General features: G+C 35.1%; 20 protein-coding genes. 3 read left to right on the forward strand and 17 right to left on the reverse strand.

Annotation, left to right across the window (positions count from 1 at the left end):
* Positions 1-239: hypothetical protein (locus tag BUA88_RS16390; RefSeq protein WP_207649572.1), on the forward strand; the 239-nt coding region annotated here is incomplete at its 5' end.
* 467 nt (positions 240-706) lie between these two features.
* On the opposite strand, the gene BUA88_RS11045 is transcribed toward BUA88_RS16390, so the two are convergent.
* A complete protein-coding gene (locus BUA88_RS11045) occupies positions 707-1183 on the reverse strand; it encodes a GNAT family N-acetyltransferase (RefSeq protein WP_072917915.1) in 477 nt (158 codons plus the stop codon).
* Positions 1184-1355: 172 nt separating this feature from the next.
* Here BUA88_RS11045 and BUA88_RS11050 point away from each other — a divergent pair, with 172 nt between their 5' ends.
* Together BUA88_RS11050 and BUA88_RS11055 are read left to right on the forward strand one after the other, a co-directional pair.
* Complete coding sequence (locus BUA88_RS11050; protein WP_072917919.1) at positions 1356-2675, forward strand: IS30 family transposase; 1320 nt, start codon at positions 1356-1358, stop codon at positions 2673-2675.
* 309 nt (positions 2676-2984) lie between these two features.
* On the forward strand, positions 2985-4049 hold the full coding sequence (locus BUA88_RS11055; RefSeq protein ID WP_072917922.1) for a tyrosine-type recombinase/integrase: 1065 nt from the start codon (positions 2985-2987) through the stop codon (positions 4047-4049).
* Here the strand turns inward: BUA88_RS11055 and BUA88_RS11060 are convergent.
* From BUA88_RS11060 to BUA88_RS11135, 16 genes are all read right to left on the reverse strand, one after another.
* Entirely contained in the window at positions 4046-4960 is a 915-nt protein-coding gene (locus tag BUA88_RS11060) for an RluA family pseudouridine synthase (protein ID WP_072917925.1), read from the reverse strand. The genes BUA88_RS11055 and BUA88_RS11060 overlap by 4 nt on opposite strands.
* 1 nt (position 4961) lies before the next feature.
* A complete protein-coding gene (gene lspA / locus BUA88_RS11065) occupies positions 4962-5480 on the reverse strand; it encodes a signal peptidase II (protein ID WP_072917928.1) in 519 nt (172 codons plus the stop codon).
* The gene (aroB, locus tag BUA88_RS11070; protein WP_072917931.1) at positions 5480-6568 is read right to left on the reverse strand and encodes a 3-dehydroquinate synthase; all 1089 of its coding nucleotides are present in this window, start codon (positions 6566-6568) and stop codon (positions 5480-5482) included. Before aroB ends, lspA begins: the two co-directional genes overlap by 1 nt.
* A gap of 60 nt (positions 6569-6628) precedes the next feature.
* The gene (locus tag BUA88_RS11075; RefSeq protein WP_072917935.1) at positions 6629-7141 is read right to left on the reverse strand and encodes a cell division protein SepF; all 513 of its coding nucleotides are present in this window, start codon (positions 7139-7141) and stop codon (positions 6629-6631) included.
* Between the two features lie 15 nt (positions 7142-7156).
* Positions 7157-7861, reverse strand: a complete 705-nt coding sequence (locus BUA88_RS11080) for a YggS family pyridoxal phosphate-dependent enzyme (protein ID WP_072917938.1) — start codon at positions 7859-7861, stop codon at positions 7157-7159.
* A gap of 17 nt (positions 7862-7878) precedes the next feature.
* Positions 7879-9264 (reverse strand): biotin/lipoyl attachment domain-containing protein, encoded by a 1386-nt coding sequence (locus BUA88_RS11085; RefSeq protein ID WP_072917940.1) that lies wholly within the window; start codon positions 9262-9264, stop codon positions 7879-7881.
* A gap of 65 nt (positions 9265-9329) precedes the next feature.
* Entirely contained in the window at positions 9330-9752 is a 423-nt protein-coding gene (locus BUA88_RS11090; RefSeq protein WP_072917941.1) for a twitching motility protein PilT, read from the reverse strand.
* 194 nt (positions 9753-9946) lie between these two features.
* Complete coding sequence (locus tag BUA88_RS11095) at positions 9947-10927, reverse strand: D-alanyl-D-alanine carboxypeptidase family protein (RefSeq protein ID WP_242939611.1); 981 nt, start codon at positions 10925-10927, stop codon at positions 9947-9949.
* Complete coding sequence (locus BUA88_RS11100) at positions 10911-11306, reverse strand: methylglyoxal synthase (protein ID WP_072917942.1); 396 nt, start codon at positions 11304-11306, stop codon at positions 10911-10913. The genes BUA88_RS11095 and BUA88_RS11100 overlap by 17 nt, the downstream gene beginning before the upstream one ends.
* Positions 11307-12422 carry an FtsW/RodA/SpoVE family cell cycle protein gene (locus BUA88_RS11105; protein WP_072917943.1) on the reverse strand — a complete coding sequence of 372 codons (1116 nt, stop codon included), beginning with the start codon at positions 12420-12422 and terminating at the stop codon, positions 11307-11309.
* A complete protein-coding gene (locus BUA88_RS11110; protein WP_072917944.1) occupies positions 12423-13103 on the reverse strand; it encodes a septum site-determining protein MinC in 681 nt (226 codons plus the stop codon).
* A 30-nt stretch (positions 13104-13133) separates the two neighbouring features.
* Positions 13134-15983, reverse strand: coding sequence for a penicillin-binding transpeptidase domain-containing protein (locus BUA88_RS11115; protein ID WP_242939612.1), 2850 nt, complete (start codon positions 15981-15983; stop codon positions 13134-13136).
* The gene (gene mreD, locus BUA88_RS11120; RefSeq protein WP_072917947.1) at positions 15970-16515 is read right to left on the reverse strand and encodes a rod shape-determining protein MreD; all 546 of its coding nucleotides are present in this window, start codon (positions 16513-16515) and stop codon (positions 15970-15972) included. Before mreD ends, BUA88_RS11115 begins: the two co-directional genes overlap by 14 nt.
* Complete coding sequence (gene mreC / locus BUA88_RS11125; RefSeq protein ID WP_072917950.1) at positions 16508-17371, reverse strand: rod shape-determining protein MreC; 864 nt, start codon at positions 17369-17371, stop codon at positions 16508-16510. The genes mreD and mreC overlap by 8 nt, the downstream gene beginning before the upstream one ends.
* Before the next feature lie 12 nt (positions 17372-17383).
* Positions 17384-18397, reverse strand: a complete 1014-nt coding sequence (mreB, locus tag BUA88_RS11130; protein ID WP_072917952.1) for a rod shape-determining protein — start codon at positions 18395-18397, stop codon at positions 17384-17386.
* Between the two features lie 49 nt (positions 18398-18446).
* Positions 18447-19733: a methionine gamma-lyase family protein gene (locus BUA88_RS11135; RefSeq protein ID WP_072917955.1), complete on the reverse strand. Its 1287-nt coding sequence runs from the start codon at positions 19731-19733 to the stop codon at positions 18447-18449.

A 19733-nucleotide genomic window follows, 5' to 3' on the forward strand; every position in this document is an offset into this window, starting at 1 on the left:
CACTAATCTATCGGGGTGTCAAGGAAGCAATAGCTGATTATGATAACAAAACTTCTTATCCCGGTCAAAACAGCTATGAATGTGAACTGGCGTTGACGGAGAATTATTATTTCGACGCACCGGAATCATTTCCATGGAAAGGGATGTTTGAAAATCAAAAAGCTTATTGGGAGACACATGATATAGAGGGTGCGCTGAGCTTGTTTTGGCAAGTTCATGAGTACATAAAAAAGAAGTAGACTGCATTTCTATCAGTTAGATGAGGCAAATGAAAAACTAACAACTTCAAGTTTGTCTCTAGCTAAATAAATATATTATAAGGAGCTATACAGCTCCTTTATTTATAACTATTATTTCTAGTACTAAATGCAATAGAACAATATATTTTGCTTTTACCTCTGAAAATTTGCATTAAGTATTGGAATTTTGCATTTACAAAAAAAAGTTACGCTATATGTATATTATAAGTATTTTCGTTTTAAATTGCAATATCTATCGTTTAAACAGATATTTATCCGATAGAATGATATTAAATAAAACCACCCTCTTTTAGCTCATTTTTCGATTTATGCCGTAAATTTTTAATGTAAATGCAAACTTCTAATATTTAATGCAAAAATCCAGAAGTTAATGCAAGCTTTTCAGGAGCTTTGCACTTACCTCTGGATTATCATTTTAAAAATAGATTTCAGTAAACTAGAATTTATCAGCACTCCAATTGCAGATATTGTGACAACATGCCATCATCTTCAAATTCTTCCATAACGACAAAACCATTCTTTTCCAATACTTTAATGGAAGCCTGATTATGAGCAAAGGTAAAGGCGCCAATAGTTTTGACATGGTACAAAGCGCAAATACTCTGAATAAATTTTTTTACTGCTGTAGTAGCTATGCCCTTATTCCAGTATTCAAGTTCAAAAATGCAAAAACTGAGCATGCAATTTGGTTCATCATCCATATCAATACAATAGCACCAAACATCACCTACATATTTACCATCAACATACACCGTTTGGCCGAAGCTTTGTGCATCTGGCAGTAAAGTTTGTTCGTAATCGGCTAATGCCTCTTCAACTGTTTTTGCCTTTTGAGGTAATACCTGCTTGATTTCCGGTCTGTTTGCCTTTTCAAAATAAGTTTTTACAGAATCAGCAGTTCTTTTTTCCAATGTGATATTCATACTTCAACTCGTCAAATCTCGATTTTCTATTAATTATTAATTATTTTTAATAATAAACGCAAACTAGTGTAATTTATATATTTTCTTGCATTTACTCTTGGAAATAATACACATAATACAATATAATGTAGCTGTTCTGCAAGTCGATTACCGATTTCTGGAGGTAATCAAAATGAAAAATAAACATCTTACTTTTGAAGAAAGAATTGTTATTGAAGAACAATTAAATAAAGGAGTTTCTGTACATAAAATAGCTGAAAGATTAGATAGACCTGACTCTTCCGTTGTAAGAGAAATTAAGCGAAATCGCTACATTTTTCATACTGCACAAAAGGAACATTGCGATTTCAAGTATGAAAGGGCTTGTCCAGTAGAAAACCTTTGTAATGGTACTCGGAAGTGTTTTCGTATGCGCTGTAATGACTGCGAGGAATATTGTAATGCTAATCATTGTTATAACTACACTCCATACATCTGCCCTAAATTGAAAAAATCGCCATTTGTCTGCAATGGATGCTCTGAGAATCCATGCCGGCAAGGAGCTCATTCCCCAAAATTTAAATACAATGCACGAAGAGCTCAAATAGTTTATGAGGACAAACTAAAGGAATCAAGAGAAGGTATTACGCTGTCCAGTGAAGAAATGGAAAAGCTTGATAACCTCGTCTCTCCTCTTCTCTTACAAGGTCAATCTTTGAAAAACATAATTAACAATCATAAAGATGAAATCCCCGTTTCTGAAAGTTCATTATATCAGTATGTTGATCGCTGTTATTTCACAGCAAGAAACCTTGATATGCCAAGGAAAGTACGTTTTAAGCCTAGATACAAGCATGATAAACGTGCCCAAAGTCTTCAAGAATTTGCTATAAGAAGAACCTACAAAGACTTCCAGGAGTTCATCAAAAAATATCCTGACGTGAATATATGGGAGCTTGATACTGTAATCGGTATAAATGGTGGATATAGTTTACTGACTATGCTTCATAGGAAATCTACGTTTATGATAGCGGTCCTTTTAAAAGAACATACTCAAGAAGCAGTTATTGAAGCACTTAATGATATCTGCGAATCTATTGGAATTGAGGAGTTTCAGCGATTATTTCAGGTAATACTAACAGATAGAGGCACGGAATTCAGCAATCCTCTTGCAATTGAATGTGACAGATATGGAGAAATCAAAACAAAACTCTTTTATTGTGATCCTTATTGTTCTTGGCAAAAGGGAATGCTGGAGCGAAATCATGAATACATTAGACAGGTTTTGCCGAAAGGAAGAAGCTTTAATGACCTCTCCCAGTCCGACATTCATCTTCTGATGAACCACATCAATAATTATCCAAGAGCAAGCTTAAATAGCGTATCGCCATACGATTTAGCTAAGCTTATGCTTGGAGATAATTTTCTTAAGGCTATGAAATCGGAACGCATCCTGCCAGATGACGTGATTTTAAAGCCTTATCTGATGAGGAAACCATTTGATAATAAGTAAAATCATCACGTAAAGTATAACACACATCGATTTGCAGAACTTAATGCAATATTTGTAAATACGTTGGCATTTAGCATTAAGTCCTGGAAACCTTGTGTTAAAGGCCTTTTTGGCATGTCGTTTTTTAATGACAGAGCTTTAAAAATCACATATAATTAGGGATGTCAAGCGAACTAAATAAAAAAGAGCTACTGCATAATTTGCAGTAACTCTTAGAAAATCAAGCTTTATTCAAAAGTTTGCATTTAGTTCTAAAAGTGACGATAGGGCTAAATGCTTTTAAAATCAAAGTTTGGGAGAATTTTTATTATGGGAAAAGACTCTGCTTTCTATAAGGATAAATCAAAAAATCAAAAATTAAAATTACGTGATCTTGAATCTCAGCTTCCAAAGCCAGCTCAGGATTATATTAAATCTAAAGAACAAAATGCTCAACCTAGTTCTCTTATTTCATATTGTTATGATCTACTTACATTTTTTCGATTTTTAGAGGATCAAAACCCTACTATTACAGGTAAAGACATCAAAAAAATTGATTATGAGCTCTTAGATAAAATCACTCCAGATGATATTGAGGAATACAAACGTTACCTTGAACTTAATACTGTAGGTGAACAACATGAAAACGGTAAAAAGGCTATTGCGCGTAAATTATCTCCATTAAGAGGCATGTATAAGTATCTTATGGTTCGTGAATACGTTAAAAATGATCCAACACAGCTTGTAGAATTGCCCAAAATTAAAAAGGATAAAAATATTATCCGTATGAACAATTATGAGGTTCAGGCCATTTTAGACGCTATAGACAACGGAAATGCCTTTACATCTGAAAGACAAAGAAAATACAATCAAAAGACTCGATGCCGTGATTTAGCCATATTAACACTTATGTTAAATACTGGAATTCGTGTCAGTGAATGTAATGGCTTGGATTTAAACGATGTTGATTTTAATGTTAATTCTTTAACAATCGTTCGTAAGGGTGGCGGACAGGATATAATCTACTTCAATGATGAAGTTTCTCAGGTTTTACAGGATTATGTCAATGGGGAACGTGAATATATTAATCCAATAGATGGTCATGAGACTGCACTCTTCTATTCATTACAAGGCAGAAGAATAAGTGTAGATGCAATAGAAAATCTTGTTAAGAAATACGCTAAAATGGTAGTTCCTAACAAGAAAATTACACCACATAAGCTTCGTAGTACTTATGGTACTGCTCTCTATCGCGAAACAGGCGATATTCGCCTTGTAGCTGATGTTTTAGGTCACGAGAACATAAATACTACTATCGATTATTACGCTGCCATAGAGGATGAACACAAGCGTCAGGCGCGTAATGCTGTGGATTTTAGAAGAAAAGATAATTAGGTCATTTTACGATATTTTGCTAATAAATCTTCAAAATATGTAGGTAAAGGAGCATTTACTTCCACGTATTCGCCTGTGGTAGGCTGAATGAATCCTAAGGTCTGTGCGTGGAGTGTTTGTCCTTCTAAACCTTTAACAGGCTTTCCGTATACATCGTCACCTAAAAGTGGATGGCCAATATGTGCCATATGAACACGGATTTGATGTGTACGGCCTGTTTCTAACTTAAACTGTACATAGGAATATCCTTTAAACTGCTCTAAAACGGTGAAATGAGTGATTGCTTCTCTCCCATTATTTACTACCGCCATCTTTTTCCTATCTTTTGGATTTCGGCCAATAGGAGCGTTTACAGTGCCATCTTCTTCTTTAAAATTTCCAATGACAATTCCTTTATATATTCTATTAACAGAATGAACTTTTATTTGAGCGGCAATGTCATTATGAGCCTTGTCGTTCTTACAGATTAACAGTGAGCCGGTGGTATTCATATCAATTCTATGGACAATACCTGGTCTGATTTCACCATTAATACCAGACAAGGAATTCTTGCAATGATACATAAGTGCATTTACAAGTGTTCCTGAGTAATGTCCAGGAGCTGGGTGAACCACCATTCCTTTTGGTTTATTTACGACGATTACATCAGTATCCTCATATAAAATTTCAATAGGGATATCCTCAGGAAGGATATCTATTTCTTTTACAGGTTCAATGCTCACGATGATTTCATCGCCAAGTTTTGTCTGGTATTTAGATTTAACCGGTTTTCCATTCACTAAAACAAAGCCATTATCAATTGCTTTTTGATAATAGCTTCGTGATTTTTCAGGAAGATTTTCGGCAAGATATTTATCTATACGAATATTTTCTTCTGATGGTTCTTCAATTATGATTGTGATTTCATCCATATTATTTAAATAATAAGCGTTGCTTAATCTCCTCTAAATCTTCGTCCTTGTAATAGAATAATATAACAAGAAATAAAGCGATAACACTGCAGGTAACATAAATGTCAGCAATGTTAAATACTGGGAAATTAATCAATGAAAAATATATAAAATCAACTACATAGTTATTGGTTATGCGATCAATATAATTTCCAATGGCACCTGCAATAACAAATATTATTATATAGTTTAAAAGTGTATACTTCTTGTTCTGTGGCAATCTAATTAATACAAAAGCTAAAAAGACTAATAATATTGGAGTTATTATTGCAAATAAAAGCTGTTTTCCTTCTAAAAGAGAAAAAGCTGCTCCAGTATTTTCCAGATAATGGAGCTGTAAAACACCTGGAATAAGAATAATATCACCTTCAACTAAATGGTTTACAGCAAGAGATTTTGTATACTGATCAAGTAATATAAACATGACAATCAAAATAACGCTATAAATAATGGATGTGATTTTTTTTACTTTATAAAACATTAAACTAACACCTGATCTATTGCTTCAAGCAAGTCCTCATCTGTGAAATCTAAACATGAAGCTGCTTCCCCAATAGCCTTTAAAATTGTAAATTTGATTTTTGTACCAGTCATTTTTTTGTCGGACTTAGAGGCTGCCAAAATATCTGATGCAGCAAGTCCGCTTACATTAACTGGAATATTGTAAAGCTTTAAGCTGTTGATTATATCCTTATGTTCGTCCTCGGTGATATGTCCAAGTTTCATTGATAGGTAAGATGCACATACCATACCAATGCCAACACATTGACCATGACCTAAAGAAAAATTACAAAGCTTTTCTATGGCATGGCCTAAAGTATGGCCAAAATTAAGATATGCTCTAATTCCTTTTTCAGTTGGATCGATTTCTACTACATGTCTTTTTATGTCGCAATTTTTCTTAACCATATAAGCAAGAGCATCATAATCTTTGGCTTCAATTTTATCTTTGTTATCCTTTAGCCATTGATAAAAGTCTTTGTCAGCTATAAGCCCATGCTTTATAACTTCGCCCATACCGCAGGCAAAATTATCATCATCCAGTGTATTCAGTGTGCCAATATTCATGTAGACCATTTTAGGCATTTTGAATGCACCAACCATATTTTTATATTGATTAAAGTCAACACCTGTTTTTCCTCCTACAGAACTATCTACTTGAGATAATAAAGTGGTAGGAACCTGGATGAAATCGATGCCGCGAAGAAATGTTGCTGCAGCGAAACCTGTCAAATCGCCTACAACTCCTCCACCTAATGCAATAAGCAGAGAGCTTCGGGTAAATTTTTTCATTATAAGGTGTTCGTAAAGAAGACTTACTGTATTAAGGTTTTTAGATGCTTCTCCTGCTTCAAAACTAAAGGAACATACATTATCACTTAAGGTCTTACATATTTCTACTAGTTCTGCTAAATAAAGATTAGCAACATTAGAATCAGAAACAATACAAATATTATCGTATTGTTTGTTTAAATCTGATTTAAATACTGTTGCGAAATCAGTAAAATCAGGACGAAAATGAATGTTGTAGCAAGGTTTATTCTCGTATTTAACATTTAAGCATTCCATATAATTCTAGTCTCCTTCGTTGGTATAAAAAAAGCACCAGATAATCTCTGGTGCTAAAATTTAAAATCCTGTCTGAATCCCTGTAAAGTCAAAGGCATCAACGATTCCTGCTAAATCACCAGATAGCTCAACTCCTGCAGGTGTGATAATGAAGATATAATCTTCAATACGCTGTAAATTACCATCAATAGCGTAGCAGGTTCCGCAAGTGAAATCTATAATACGCTGTGCAACTCCTAAATCTAATCCCTTCATGTTAAGAAGGACTGTACGATCAGCTAAAAGTGTTTCTGAAATCTCACGTGCATCTTCAAATGAAGATGGCTTAATAACACAAACCTCCATAACAGCTCCTTTCCCTTTGTTTCTCATTGGTGTAATCTTTGGCGCTGGTTTAGAAGCTCTAGTCTCCTTGTCAGAAGGCTTGTTCAAAACTGGACGCTTTTCCTCATCATCTTTTTTTGAAAACTTGTTGAAGAAAGACTCTTTCTCTTCTTCTTCGTAAAGTTCTTCGTCCTCATAGTCATCATAGTCATCACTAAGATGCATTGCATCAAGCATTCTTTCAAACATAACATTACTCCTATTTTAGATATTATAATTTCTCTCTCCAAAAATTGCTGTGCCCACGCGAACATGGGTTGCACCTTCTTCTATGGCAACTTCAAAATCATTAGTCATTCCCATAGATAAAATTCTCATATCTACATTATCGATGTTTTTACTAGCGATGTCAACCGATAAATCCTTTATTTTGTGAAAAATCGCCCTATTTTCTTCAGGAACCACAACATTTGGTGCTATTGTCATTAAACCCATTATATGAACAGCATCTAGATGCGCAATTTCCTCACATAACTGGGCTGTTTCTTCTAATTTAACACCAAACTTTGTTGCTTCGTTTGCAGCGTTTACTTCAATAAGGATAGGTACTACTACACCCTTCTTTTTAGCTTGAATGTTAATTTCTTCTGCAAGTCTGTAACTATCTACAGAATGGATTAGTTTTACCTGATCTACAATATATTTAACCTTATTTCTCTGGAGATGACCAATGAGATGCCATTCGATGTCATTAGGCATTTCAGGAATCTTACTTGTAAGCTCCTGAACCTTGTTTTCCCCAAAGCTTCTAATGCCGCAATCATATATTACCTGTAAATCCTCTACAGGCTTTGTTTTACTTACGGCAATAAGTGTAACATCATCACGATTTCTGCCAGCTCTTTCACATGCATCTGCCACGCGCTTTTCTACATTAGTTAAATTCTCTTTTAATTCATCCACTCTCATTTTAACACCTCGATATATTAATTTATGATTGAATTTTCCTCAACCTCATTACCCTGTAATACTATATGGTCATACATGGATATACCATAATTGGTACCTGTTTTTATTATTGAGTAATCATTATTCTGGTACAATATTTCAATTTGTTTAAAAACAGCATAGCCTTTGTTAACGTTATATACACCCTTTAACTTACCCATATCTGATCCAACAACATAGGTTTCATTTGAATTTGGTTTACAAAGAGTATCGCCTCTTGATAAAACTTCATTATCTACATAATAATAATCATCTGCTTCATAATAAATGGTTGGACTGACATATTCGCTTGAATCTTCAGTCTTTCTAAGGAATCCTGTCTCATCATCATTACTACCACGCATCTCATAGGATTTAGGTATGGTATAGAATGATTTCTCAACAATTGAAGAATTAGGTATCTTTAGCCCAGAAATATTATTGTTTATTAGCTTGATATGGACATATCTGCTCTCTGCATAACGATCCATGGAATCATCCAATGAAAGGATCAAATAATATTTCCCAGCTTTCTCACTAAACGAAAGGGAAGTCCATGTTTCATTCTCATCCTCAAGAAATTTAATTTTGATATAAGATTCGCCTTGCAACGAGTCATATAAATCTTTATCTACTTCACAAATAAGATTCCAGTGATCTGAAGTTATTAATTTATATACTGGCTGGCCCGCTACAATTGATTCCTGTGATTTTAGATTCGTAACTGCATATTTTGACATATCAAAAGAGTCAGATATAAATGAATCAATAGTTAAATCCTCAAGACCATCGATAGAATACACGATAAGTCCTGGTTGTGGACTGGAATATATATTAAAAGTACCGCTGGCAATTGCTGATTGGACAGAATCATTCATTGCCTCCATGGCAGATACAGTATAAAGTTGCTGTACCTGTGATTCTAATTCATTTTTAAATGAATATAGCTTATTGAAAGCGATATTGGAATAATCGAATGAATAAGTTGAAATGTTGTTTTGAAGCTTTAGATAATCATCTTCATCAAGGCTTACATCTATGCTTTGAGATGAACTTTTTAATGAGGATAGGATTTCTCCTGATAAATCTAACGCATATACCTGAGATTTTGAACCAACTTTAGTATAATTCTCTGCCAAATATAAAATATCACCATTTGAATCTGCATTTATTATCTGTTCTTGGCGTATTGCTAAGGCATTATATTCTAAGTTCGAAGAAATGGAACCCTGAGAAACCTCATAAACAGTGATATTAGCTTCAGTAATATATGTTAGTAAATGAAATACCATATAGATAAACATTACACCGATAGTAACAAAGCCAATGGATATATGGTATTGTTTAGGATATTTAATTATCTTCTCATCTTTCTTTTTGCGCATGTATTTATAAAATACTCCTAAAACATATTAAAAGGGCACGTCACCGTGCCCCATTATTTTTGATATTATAAAGATATAACTATCTTGCCTTTAGCATTCTCAGGTAAATCCTTTTCATTTCTACTAACTGACAAAACAAATTTAACATCAAACATGTTGCAAATCTTATCAAGCTTATTAAGGGCATCTGTAATACCTTCATTTGTGTCAATATTTGATACTGTAAGGAAACTGTCTAAGAAGACCTCTTGAATATCAGAGTTCTGAGATAAAACACCACTTAAGAAACCTAAAAATTCATCAGAAGAATCGATTGGATAATCTCCCATGTTAATCAAACGAATCTTTGAATCGAGCTCATACATATGCTTTGTATTCTTGTCAATGTAAACAATGGAACCATCCACTTTTTGGATGTCACTGTTTACCTTATCAAGTAAATACTTTGTCTTGCCCTTGCCCTTCTCGCCTGAAATAATCTCCACCATGTCAAAATACCTCCCTTATAGTTATATATTTATAGTGCTTTAAAGCGTTCAAAAGCAACTATTTTTTTGTTATATACATTCTAACATAAAGTGTAGAAAACCTAAATAACAAAAACTATATTTGTTTAAAAAATATACTTATAAGGGAACAAATGTATAGAATAATTGCACTTAACGGTCTGAAATTTCAGAAATTATATACAATAATTGCTGAGTATCTCATTCATTAATAAATACAAATTACTTCTACAATCAGCATTAAACACTATAGAGATGATTTTATCATTCTCTTCGTTCTCTGATAAAAGTACCAAGCAGTATCCTGCAGCACCGGTAGTTCCAGTTTTTCCACCTAAAATAGTGAAGCCAGCTGGCTTTTTTATTTTTCCAGACTGATATTGATTTGTAGTGGTCCAGTCAACTGTTTTTGCATTACCACCGCTTGTGTATTTAGCAGTGTATGTAGTCGCTGTGAATATTTCATAAAAGTCTGAATTTTGTATTGCTGCATTTAATATCAAATACATGTCATATACAGTTGTGTAATGATTCTCATCATGTAAACCATTAGGAGTTATAAAATGTGAATTTGTAGCTCCAAGAGATTTTGCCGTTTCATTCATAAGTTCAGCAAAAGACTCTGTATCCCCCTTTAGTCCTTCCGCTATTGTTATAGCAGCATCATTTCCTGAGCGTAGCATCAATCCATATAATAAATCTCTTAATGATATTACATCCCCTTCTTTTAGATTAATAACAGAGGAATCACTTGCCTGTTTAACCGCATTAGCACTAACAGTGTAATAATCATCTAAATTTCCATACATGCAAGCAATGTAAGCTGTAAGTATTTTGGTAGTAGACGCAGGATATAACTTTTCGTGTATTGATTGGGCGTATACTGTAGATTGATCGGTTATATTAAAAGCTCCTGCTCCAGAAGCAACTTGTGAATCTACAGCAGAAGTTCCTAAATCATCTGAATTAGCTACACATAAATTCTTTGCAAATAATTCTACATCAGATGTAGCACCATTCTGAGTTAAACCATACTCAAATGATGAATCGTAAAGCTTGTAGCTTGTTACATCCTCCTGCTCTTTTCCACAGGCAGATAAAGAAATAGACAATGATGCTATAAGCAGACAAGAAATTAATTTATTTATACATCTCACGCCACTCAAGGTCTCCTCTATCTAATGACTTTATAAGTAGCTCCGCTGTTGCCAGATTTGTGGCCAGTGGAATGTTATGTGCATCACAAAGCCTTACAATACTATTTACATCAGGCTCATGGGATTTCACAGTAAGAGGATCTCTAAGGAAGATAACCAAGTCGATTTCATTCTGTTCAATCTGTGCGCCTAATTGCTGAGTACCACCAAGATGTCCAGCAAGATATTTATGAACCGAAAGATTTGTTACCTCCTCTACCAGTCTGCCAGTAGTTCCTGTGGCAAAAATTTCATTTTTGCTAAGAATTCCTCTGTAAGCTATACAAAAGTTCTGCATAAGCTTCTTTTTGGAATCATGAGCTACTAATCCAATGTTCATTTAAAATAGCCTCCCGTTATTATTTTTTGATTGGATGCCAACATTTAAAACAATACCTATTCCGAAATACACTGTAACCAGTGATGTAAGACCATAGCTTACAAAAGGAAGAGGCAAACCGGTATTTGGCATCAAACCGGTGACTACGCAAATGTTTACAAAGCTTTGGAAACCAATAAGTGTGGCCATACCTACACAAATTAGTTTTCCAGATACATCCTTTGCTCTTTTTGCGATAAGTAGAATTTCTATTGTGATAAAGAATATCAAAAGTATAACTAAAGCCGAACCAACAAATCCTAACTCTTCTCCCGCTACAGCAAAGATAAAATCTGTATGTGGTTCAGAAATGTAATTACCATTCTTAACAGAATCGAATGAATCATTGCCAAGACCTTTTCCTAAAAGCTGGCCTGAACCAATCGCCATGATAGAATTCTGCTGCTGATAAGCACCCTGAGGATATTTCTCAGGCTTAAGCCATGCGAGAATACGACCACCCTGATACTCTTTTAATATAGTTTGACCGTCCTGCACAACCAGTAAAAGGAGAATGATAATTGATGGGACCGTAACACCAAAAACGACTGCTACAATTTTATAACTTAATCCCACTACAAACATCATAACACAAATTATCATCATTGTGACTATAGTAGTGGATAAATCTGGCTCTTTTTCTATTAAAAATAACGGAAAAGCAGATAAAAGTATGGTTAAACCAAGAATTTTAGGCTTATTTATGTCTTCTTCATGAATCATTAAAAACCATGAAAAAAATAAAATTAAAAGAATTTTACCTAATTCGGAAGGTTGGAAACGAACTCCTACTTCTATCCATCTCTTAGCACCGCCTGCTTCATCACCAAATAAAAGAACGGCAATAAGCAAGGCAATTACAAAACCATAAAAAATCCAATGGAAATGCAGAATAAAATCATAATCTATAAGAGTCATTATACCCATTACAATGACGCCAAGAATCATACCTATAATCTGCTTTTGCTGGTTTGACTCATTGGCACTACCGATAACAAATATACCGATAATTGTAAGGGTAATGACTGCTAATATTAATTTAATATCAAGATTTTTAAATCTATAATTGTGAAACATTTATTTTATCCTTTTTAATAATCCACTGCTAAGCGGTTCTGCCAAAAGCTCATGATTCCATACGGAAATACCAATTGGCTCTTCTTTTGAGCGTCTTACTCTAAGTGACCATTTTTCCTGAAGCTTAATCTCTCCAGTTACAGTTCCTATTTGAATGCTTTTAGAATTAAGCTCACCGGCTACAATATAGCATCCAGTATTATCTGGGTATCCTGCGTGGCAGCTACCATCAAGGCTGCCTAATACAATGATATTCCCCTTAGCTCTAACACTTGCTTTTGATTTTACATCACCAAGAATTATGAGACTGGAATCAGAAGTCAGTTCATCCTGTTTAATGACACTACCTCTGATTATCTTGGCATTCTCGAAAATCTCGTCTGTGTAGAATCTATCAATCTCTCCTAACATACGAGTATCTTTATATTGGTTATTCTCGTTAAGAAGAATGATTTTTATTTTTGAGTTAAGCTCTATTGCTTGAATAATCACAAGACCTTCTTCATTGGAGATTTCACGACCAAAGGTCTCAAGTATCATTGAAGTCTCGCCGAAGAAATCCGCAGACTTTGCAAATTTTTCGCAGATGGCTCTCACCAAATCTTCAAAAGGAATTGTGGCATCAAGCTGTAACGATAAGCCATATTTATTACTTTTTAATACTACAGGATCGTTACTCAAAACGTACCTCCTTGAATATTATTCAATGATTTAATCAGTAAATTCATTTCCTGAATTAGATACTGCATTTGCCTCACCATTAAGCAAATCTTCTGTAGAAGAAACACCGAAATAATAAGACATAATATCCTTAGAAACAGCAGCTGCATTATGTGATGTATAACCGTAGGCAATACGTGTTGCAATTGCTATTTCTGGATTGTCATATGGAGCAAAGCCTATAAATAAAGCGTGGTTAGGTCTGCTCTTAACCTGCTGTGCAGTACCAGTTTTACCTGCAACTGGCACAGAGAAATTGTTAAATGATGAAAGGGATTCTGTAACCATTTTCATACCATAATGGATTGCATCCCACTGTCCTGCATTTAGAACATCAATCTGATTTCTTAAGCTAGGACTGTAGCTTTCTACAACATTACCCTCTGAATCACGTACACTATCTAATAAAGTAAGGTTATATACATTTCCTCTGCTGGCAATTGCAGTAGCATATCTGGCTAAACCAACAGTTGTAAAGTTATTATCTGACTGTCCAATGGCTGCCATGACAGGATATTCTGTTGCAATATGAGGGGAATTCTCCTCTATCTCAACTCCTGTGGTCTCATCAAGACCATACAAAGAAGCATATTTTGTAATCTTTTCAATACCAGTAACATCATCATAAGCGCCGTCGCCACCTGATAATCTCCAACCCACCTCATAGAAGAAGTAGTTACAAGAATCTCTAATGGCTTCAGATACATTGATGCTGCCGTGGTTACTTGGATAAATCCAACATTTAGGTTTATTAGAAACCTTTGTGTACTGACCAAGATCCACAATTTCTGTAGAAGTTGTGATAACATTCTCAGCCAAACCAGCTGTTGAGCTTACAATCTTAAATGTTGAACCAGGTGCTGTTCTCTGCTGTGTGGCGTAATTGTAAAGCGGATTAGCAGCACTGTTAGTAAGGTAAGCGTAGTAATCAGAATCTACAGAGTTTGCAAGACGGTTGTTATCATATCCAGGATAAGTAACCATAGCCAATACTTCGCCTGTTTTAGCATCCAAAATAACTGTAGAACCTGAGCATGGATCCAAAGCTAACTGACCTGGTGTAAGCTCAAGATTTTTAATTTTTGAGAGCATAAATTCATAAGAAGATATTCTTCCACTTGTAAGCATTGCATAAGTTTCTGCATCTTCTTTTAATATGCCCTGGTCATAGAGAATAATACAAAGTTGTGTGCCAGAAATACCGTCATCTAATAAAAGATATTTATAAATTAGATTCTGGAATGACTTATCTTTAGCAAGAAACTCCAGTGTATAGTCGATTAAGTCATTGTATAACTCTTCTGTATCGGCATATTTTGCTTCACTTTCGTATTTTGTAATATCTATCCAGTTTTGTTCGATTGCATATAACAGATATTTGTTAACTGCCATACTCTCTGATGTCCAGTTTTCCTGAACCTCTGAAGAGGTATCAATAGCTGAAGAATCAAAGATTCCAAGGCTCTTAAGCTTTGTAACGATGTATGTTGAATATGCCTGATATTCGTCAGGTAACTCATTGTAAACCACCTCGTTATTAACGTTTAGCTGTGACTTAAGAGTGGCAATAACTTCTTTTTCTTTTACTTTATATGCTGCTAAAACAGCTTTTTCTGTATCTGACGCATTTTCATCTTCGAAAGCTGTAGTATCAATTATTCCGTTAGAAATCAATGAATTATATACATCATAAATTGGAACAACTACATCGGAAGAAGATGCGTGTTCAGATGCGTGATACTGCTTAATATTTGCAATCTTTGAATACAAGATACCGGCTATCTCCTGCTCCAAAAGGGTGTATGTAGCCTTCTGTAACTCCATATCTATAGAAAGATAAACATCATTTCCAGATACGGCAGCCTTATATTCGCCTTCTGCAATTGTGTTACCAACGCTGTCTACAAAAAGAGTTTCAGAACCCTTCGTTCCAGAAAGGTAATCATCCATGTATTTTTCAATACCAGACTTACCTACAATATCTGTAGCTTCAACTGAGTCGTCTTTAGCAGATCTGGTTTTGTATTCGTCAGTAGAAATCTGTCCAGTATAGCCGATAATATGGGCAAAATACTCACTGTTTGCATAACGTCTGAGAGATTTTTGCTCAATAGCCACACCTGTAAGCTCGTTAACATTTTCCTCGATAAAAGCAACAGAGTTTTCGGATACATCAGAAGCGATAACAGTCGAAATATATTTCTGGTATGAATTTTGGCCCATATTATAGCGAACCACCATTATTTCATATCTGAGCTTTTTATCGAATTCGTCAGAAATATTGTATACTCTTTCGCCCTGAAGGTAATTTATAATCTCATCTGCTGTTGCGTTAGCTTCATCAATACCAAGTTTCTCGTTGTATTCCAAATCATCTACACTTGTTTTTCCGAAAACATCAGCTCTGAATCGCTGAAGTGCACTTCCAGAATACATGAATTGGAATGAACCAGATGAATCTATAAAAATAGGGAAATTGTTATCGATGTCATCACCATTAGACTCCAGTTTAGTAATGATTTGTGCAATTTCAGAATTTAGGGACTGACTTTTTTCCTTTTTGCTGGAATAAGAACCGTTATCCTGAATTGTAACAGCATAAACAAGTTCGTTATATGCTAAAAGGTTTCCGTTACGATCGTAAATATTACCTCTTGTAGCTGGAATAGTCTCGGTTTTTTCAAGCTTCAAATTATAGTTGTCCTGATATTCGCTACCATTGATAATCTGCAAATAAAAAAGACGTGAAATAAGGACAGCAGCAAAGATACCCATTACTACTGAAATCACGCGAATACGTGAAGAAAATGCATTTACAAAAAAGTCCTTAATAATTTCCAATTCTATCAGAACCTTTCTTTTCTAATTTTTCTAGCCAGTTATTAATGTATAAAATAATGTAATAAACAAAAATAGACACAAGTAATGTATAAACAACCTCAGGTAAAATAAGATTCATTAAATAAAAAGAAAAATTATACTGAGATTTGATAGCATATAGTGCTAAATAAGAAAAAACTCCGTAAATAAAATCACTGGTGCCAATAAGAATTAATGGCAGCTTTAAGTCGTCTCCGAAAAACTGCTTCTTGAACAGACCATTTAAAAGGCCAATATACATATAAACAAGAGCGTAAAATCCAAACAAAGTACCAGAAAAAATATCTAACAGTAGACCTGTAAAGAAACCTACTGTAATACCGTGGCGTCTACCCTTCATAAAACCATAGGTAGCAACAACACAAATCAATATATTAGGAGTAACTCCTGCAAGTCTGTAACGAGAAAAAATACTTGTTTGAAGTAAAAAACAAACATATATGATAAGTGCTATAACCAATATTTTCTTTAAATATTGTTTGAATTTACTCACTCTTATAGGACTCCTTTAGCTGCTTAATAACTAATACCTCTGATAAATGTTTAAAATCAACTACCGGAGTAATTGTTCCAGATTTCGAAAGATCATTTTCGTCCTTGTTGACCTCTGAAACATATCCAATAAGAAGACCTGGAACATATTTATCAGAAATATTTGAGGTGACAACAATATCACCGATTGCAACCTTATCTTCACTATCATCTAAATTAGAAAAAGTAATAAGGTTGTTTAATGTCATTTTTTCAAGAGAACCAGAAACGATACAATTGTCCTCTGTTGAAGAAATCGTAGCACTGACATTTGCAGTGTCATCGATAATTGCTCTTACAACAGCATATGAATCGCCTACAGAGGAAACAATTCCTACTAATCCTCCGTCAGCTATAACGTTCATATTTACTTTGATACCGTCATTTGTACCCTTGTCTATTGTGAAGGTGTTAAACCAATTTGATGTGCCTTTTCCAATGATACGAGCACCAGTGGTGTCGTAATCATAGTAGCTTTGATCCAGCTCATACAATTTTTGAAGCTCATCAAGTTCACCAAGCTTCAATTCCATGTTGCTGATTCTGGCATTTAATTCTTCTACTTCTGCCTGCAAAGCTTCATTTTCAGCTACAAGTTCTTTTCTTGTTTTGGTGTCTGCAGAAGAAATAGCTATGGTGCTACCGATATAATCGATACCCTTTTGCATAGGAATGAAAATATGGTTAGCAATAGATTCAAGTGGACCACCTGTAAAACCTGTAGAATAGCTAAAGAATAAAAGCATTACACAAATAATAGATAATATTGTAAGCAAATATTTACTTGGAATACCACCACTTGCTTTTCTTTGTCTCATAGTACCTCTATATTATTTGAAAATTCTTGTCTTCATGCTATATCCGTACTGCTTGTACTTTGAATCAGTAAGAACCTGACCAAGACCACGTACACATGACTCCTGAGGCTCCTCAATAGCATTTACCTTAATATTTGTAACCTCTGAAAATAAATCTGTAAGCTGATGAAGCTGAGATGTACCGCCAGTGAGATAGATACCTGAATGAACGATATCCTTTGCAAGCTCTGGTGGAACCTTCTCAAGAATAAGCTTAACATTTGTGCAGAAGCTCTCTAAATCATTCTTGATAGCGTTGTAAATAACATCACTCTCAATTTCCATTTCAATAGGAAGACCGCTGACAACGTCACGACCAACTACTGTAAGCTTCTCTCCTCTTCCTCCAAGAGCAGAACCTATTTCCTCCTTGAGCTGCTTTGCTGTCTTCTGCCCAATAACAAGATTGTAGTTTCTCTTAAGGTGAGTAACGATTGATTCGTCAATCTGATTTCCACCAAATGGAAGAAGCTCAGATAAAACCAAACCTCCAAGAGAAATAACAGAAATCTCTGTTGTATCAGCACCTAAGTCAACAACCATAACACCTGTTGGCTCAGAAACATCAAGTCCCATACCGATTGCGCACGCAATTGGCTTCTCGCAAACCTTAATTGAATGAGGTTTTGTCTTTGACTTACTAAATAAATCAGAAAAAGCCTTCTTTTCTACCTCTGTAATATCTGTTGGAACTGCTACTACAATATCAGAACCCTTGATTTTACCTTTAAGATCTTTTTCAAGAACCTCGAAAAGCATTGTCTGCATATTATCGAAATCAGCAATAACACCTGAAACAATTGGGAATGAAACCTCAATGATATCTGGTGCCTTTTCATACATAGAATAAGCACTATCTCCGTATGAATACATCTGATTTTTGTTAACTATAGCAATAGTATTTTTAATGTTTAAAATTTGACTGTTAGAACCACTGAAAATCTTAAGATTCTGTGTTCCTATATCAATACCGAATGAACCTGGCATAACTTTCCTCCAAAAATATTTTAGTAAAAATCCATAATCACTAAAAATTTTAGCACAGTTGAGTAGGGTTCACAAGGTTACCATCTACAAGTTTTTGAAGTGATTTAAGGATTCCGAGCTTGGCATGATTCCATGTTAAACCACCCTGGAAAAAGGCTGTATATGGTGCTCTAAGTGGTCCATCTGCAGAAAGTTCAATAGATGAACCCTGTACGAATGCTCCTGCTGCCATAATAACCTGGCTGTCGTATCCTGGCATATCCCAAGGCTCTGGAGTAACGTATGAATCTACAGGTGCTGCCGCCTGAATTCCCTCGCAGAAAGCGATAAGACCTTCTGGCTTGTTAAATGTAACTGCCTGAATAATGTCGTATCTTGGCTCTGTTGCATTTGGAATGCAAAGGTATCCAAGCTTCTCGTATACATTTGCTGCAAAAATAGCGCCTTTTAATGCTCCTGCTACCACTGTTGGAGCAAGGAAAAATCCCTGATAGAAAGACTGCATGATTCCAAGTGAAGCGCCAACCTCCTTTCCAAGGCCTGGGCTTGTAAGTCTATGGGCAGCATTTTCTACGCATGCCTTTGTACCAACAATATAACCGCCGATTGGAGCAAGACCGCCACCTGGATTCTTAATGAGAGAACCAACGCACATATCAGCTCCTACCTCTGTAGGCTCAATCTTCTCAACAAACTCACCATAGCAATTATCTACCATGCAGACGATGTCTGGCTTAATTCCCTTGATAAATGAGATAAGCTCTCCAATTGCCTCTACTGAAAGTGTAGGACGATTTGCATATCCCTTTGAACGCTGAATAGTAACAAGCTTTGTGCGTTCGTTAATGGCTGCCTTAATACCGTCAAAATCGAATCCGCCATCCTCAAGTAAATCAACCTGTGCGTATGTGATTCCATATTCAGCAAGAGAACCATTTGAAGGACGAATACCGATAACTTCTTCCAATGTGTCATATGGCTTACCTACTGGAGATAAAAGCTCATCACCAGGACGTAAGTTACTCATGAGAGCAAGTGCAAGTGCGTGTGTACCACATGTAATCTGTGGACGAACAAGAGCATCCTCTGTCTTGAAAACTGAAGCGTATACTTTTTCAAGTGTATCTCTTCCTACATCATCGTAGCCATAACCTGTAGATGTGTTAAAGCACTCTGCAGCAACTCTGTGCTCCTGCATTGCCTTAATAACCTTTAACTGATTGTACTCTGCCACTTCATCAATCTCGTTGAAGCGGGCTTCCAAATCCTTAATTACAGAAGCACCGTAATTGTAAACTTCATTTGAAATTCCAAATTCTTTATAAATATTTAACAC

The sequence above is a fragment of the Pseudobutyrivibrio xylanivorans DSM 14809 genome (genome assembly GCF_900141825.1).
Classification (GTDB): domain Bacteria; phylum Bacillota; class Clostridia; order Lachnospirales; family Lachnospiraceae; genus Pseudobutyrivibrio; species Pseudobutyrivibrio xylanivorans.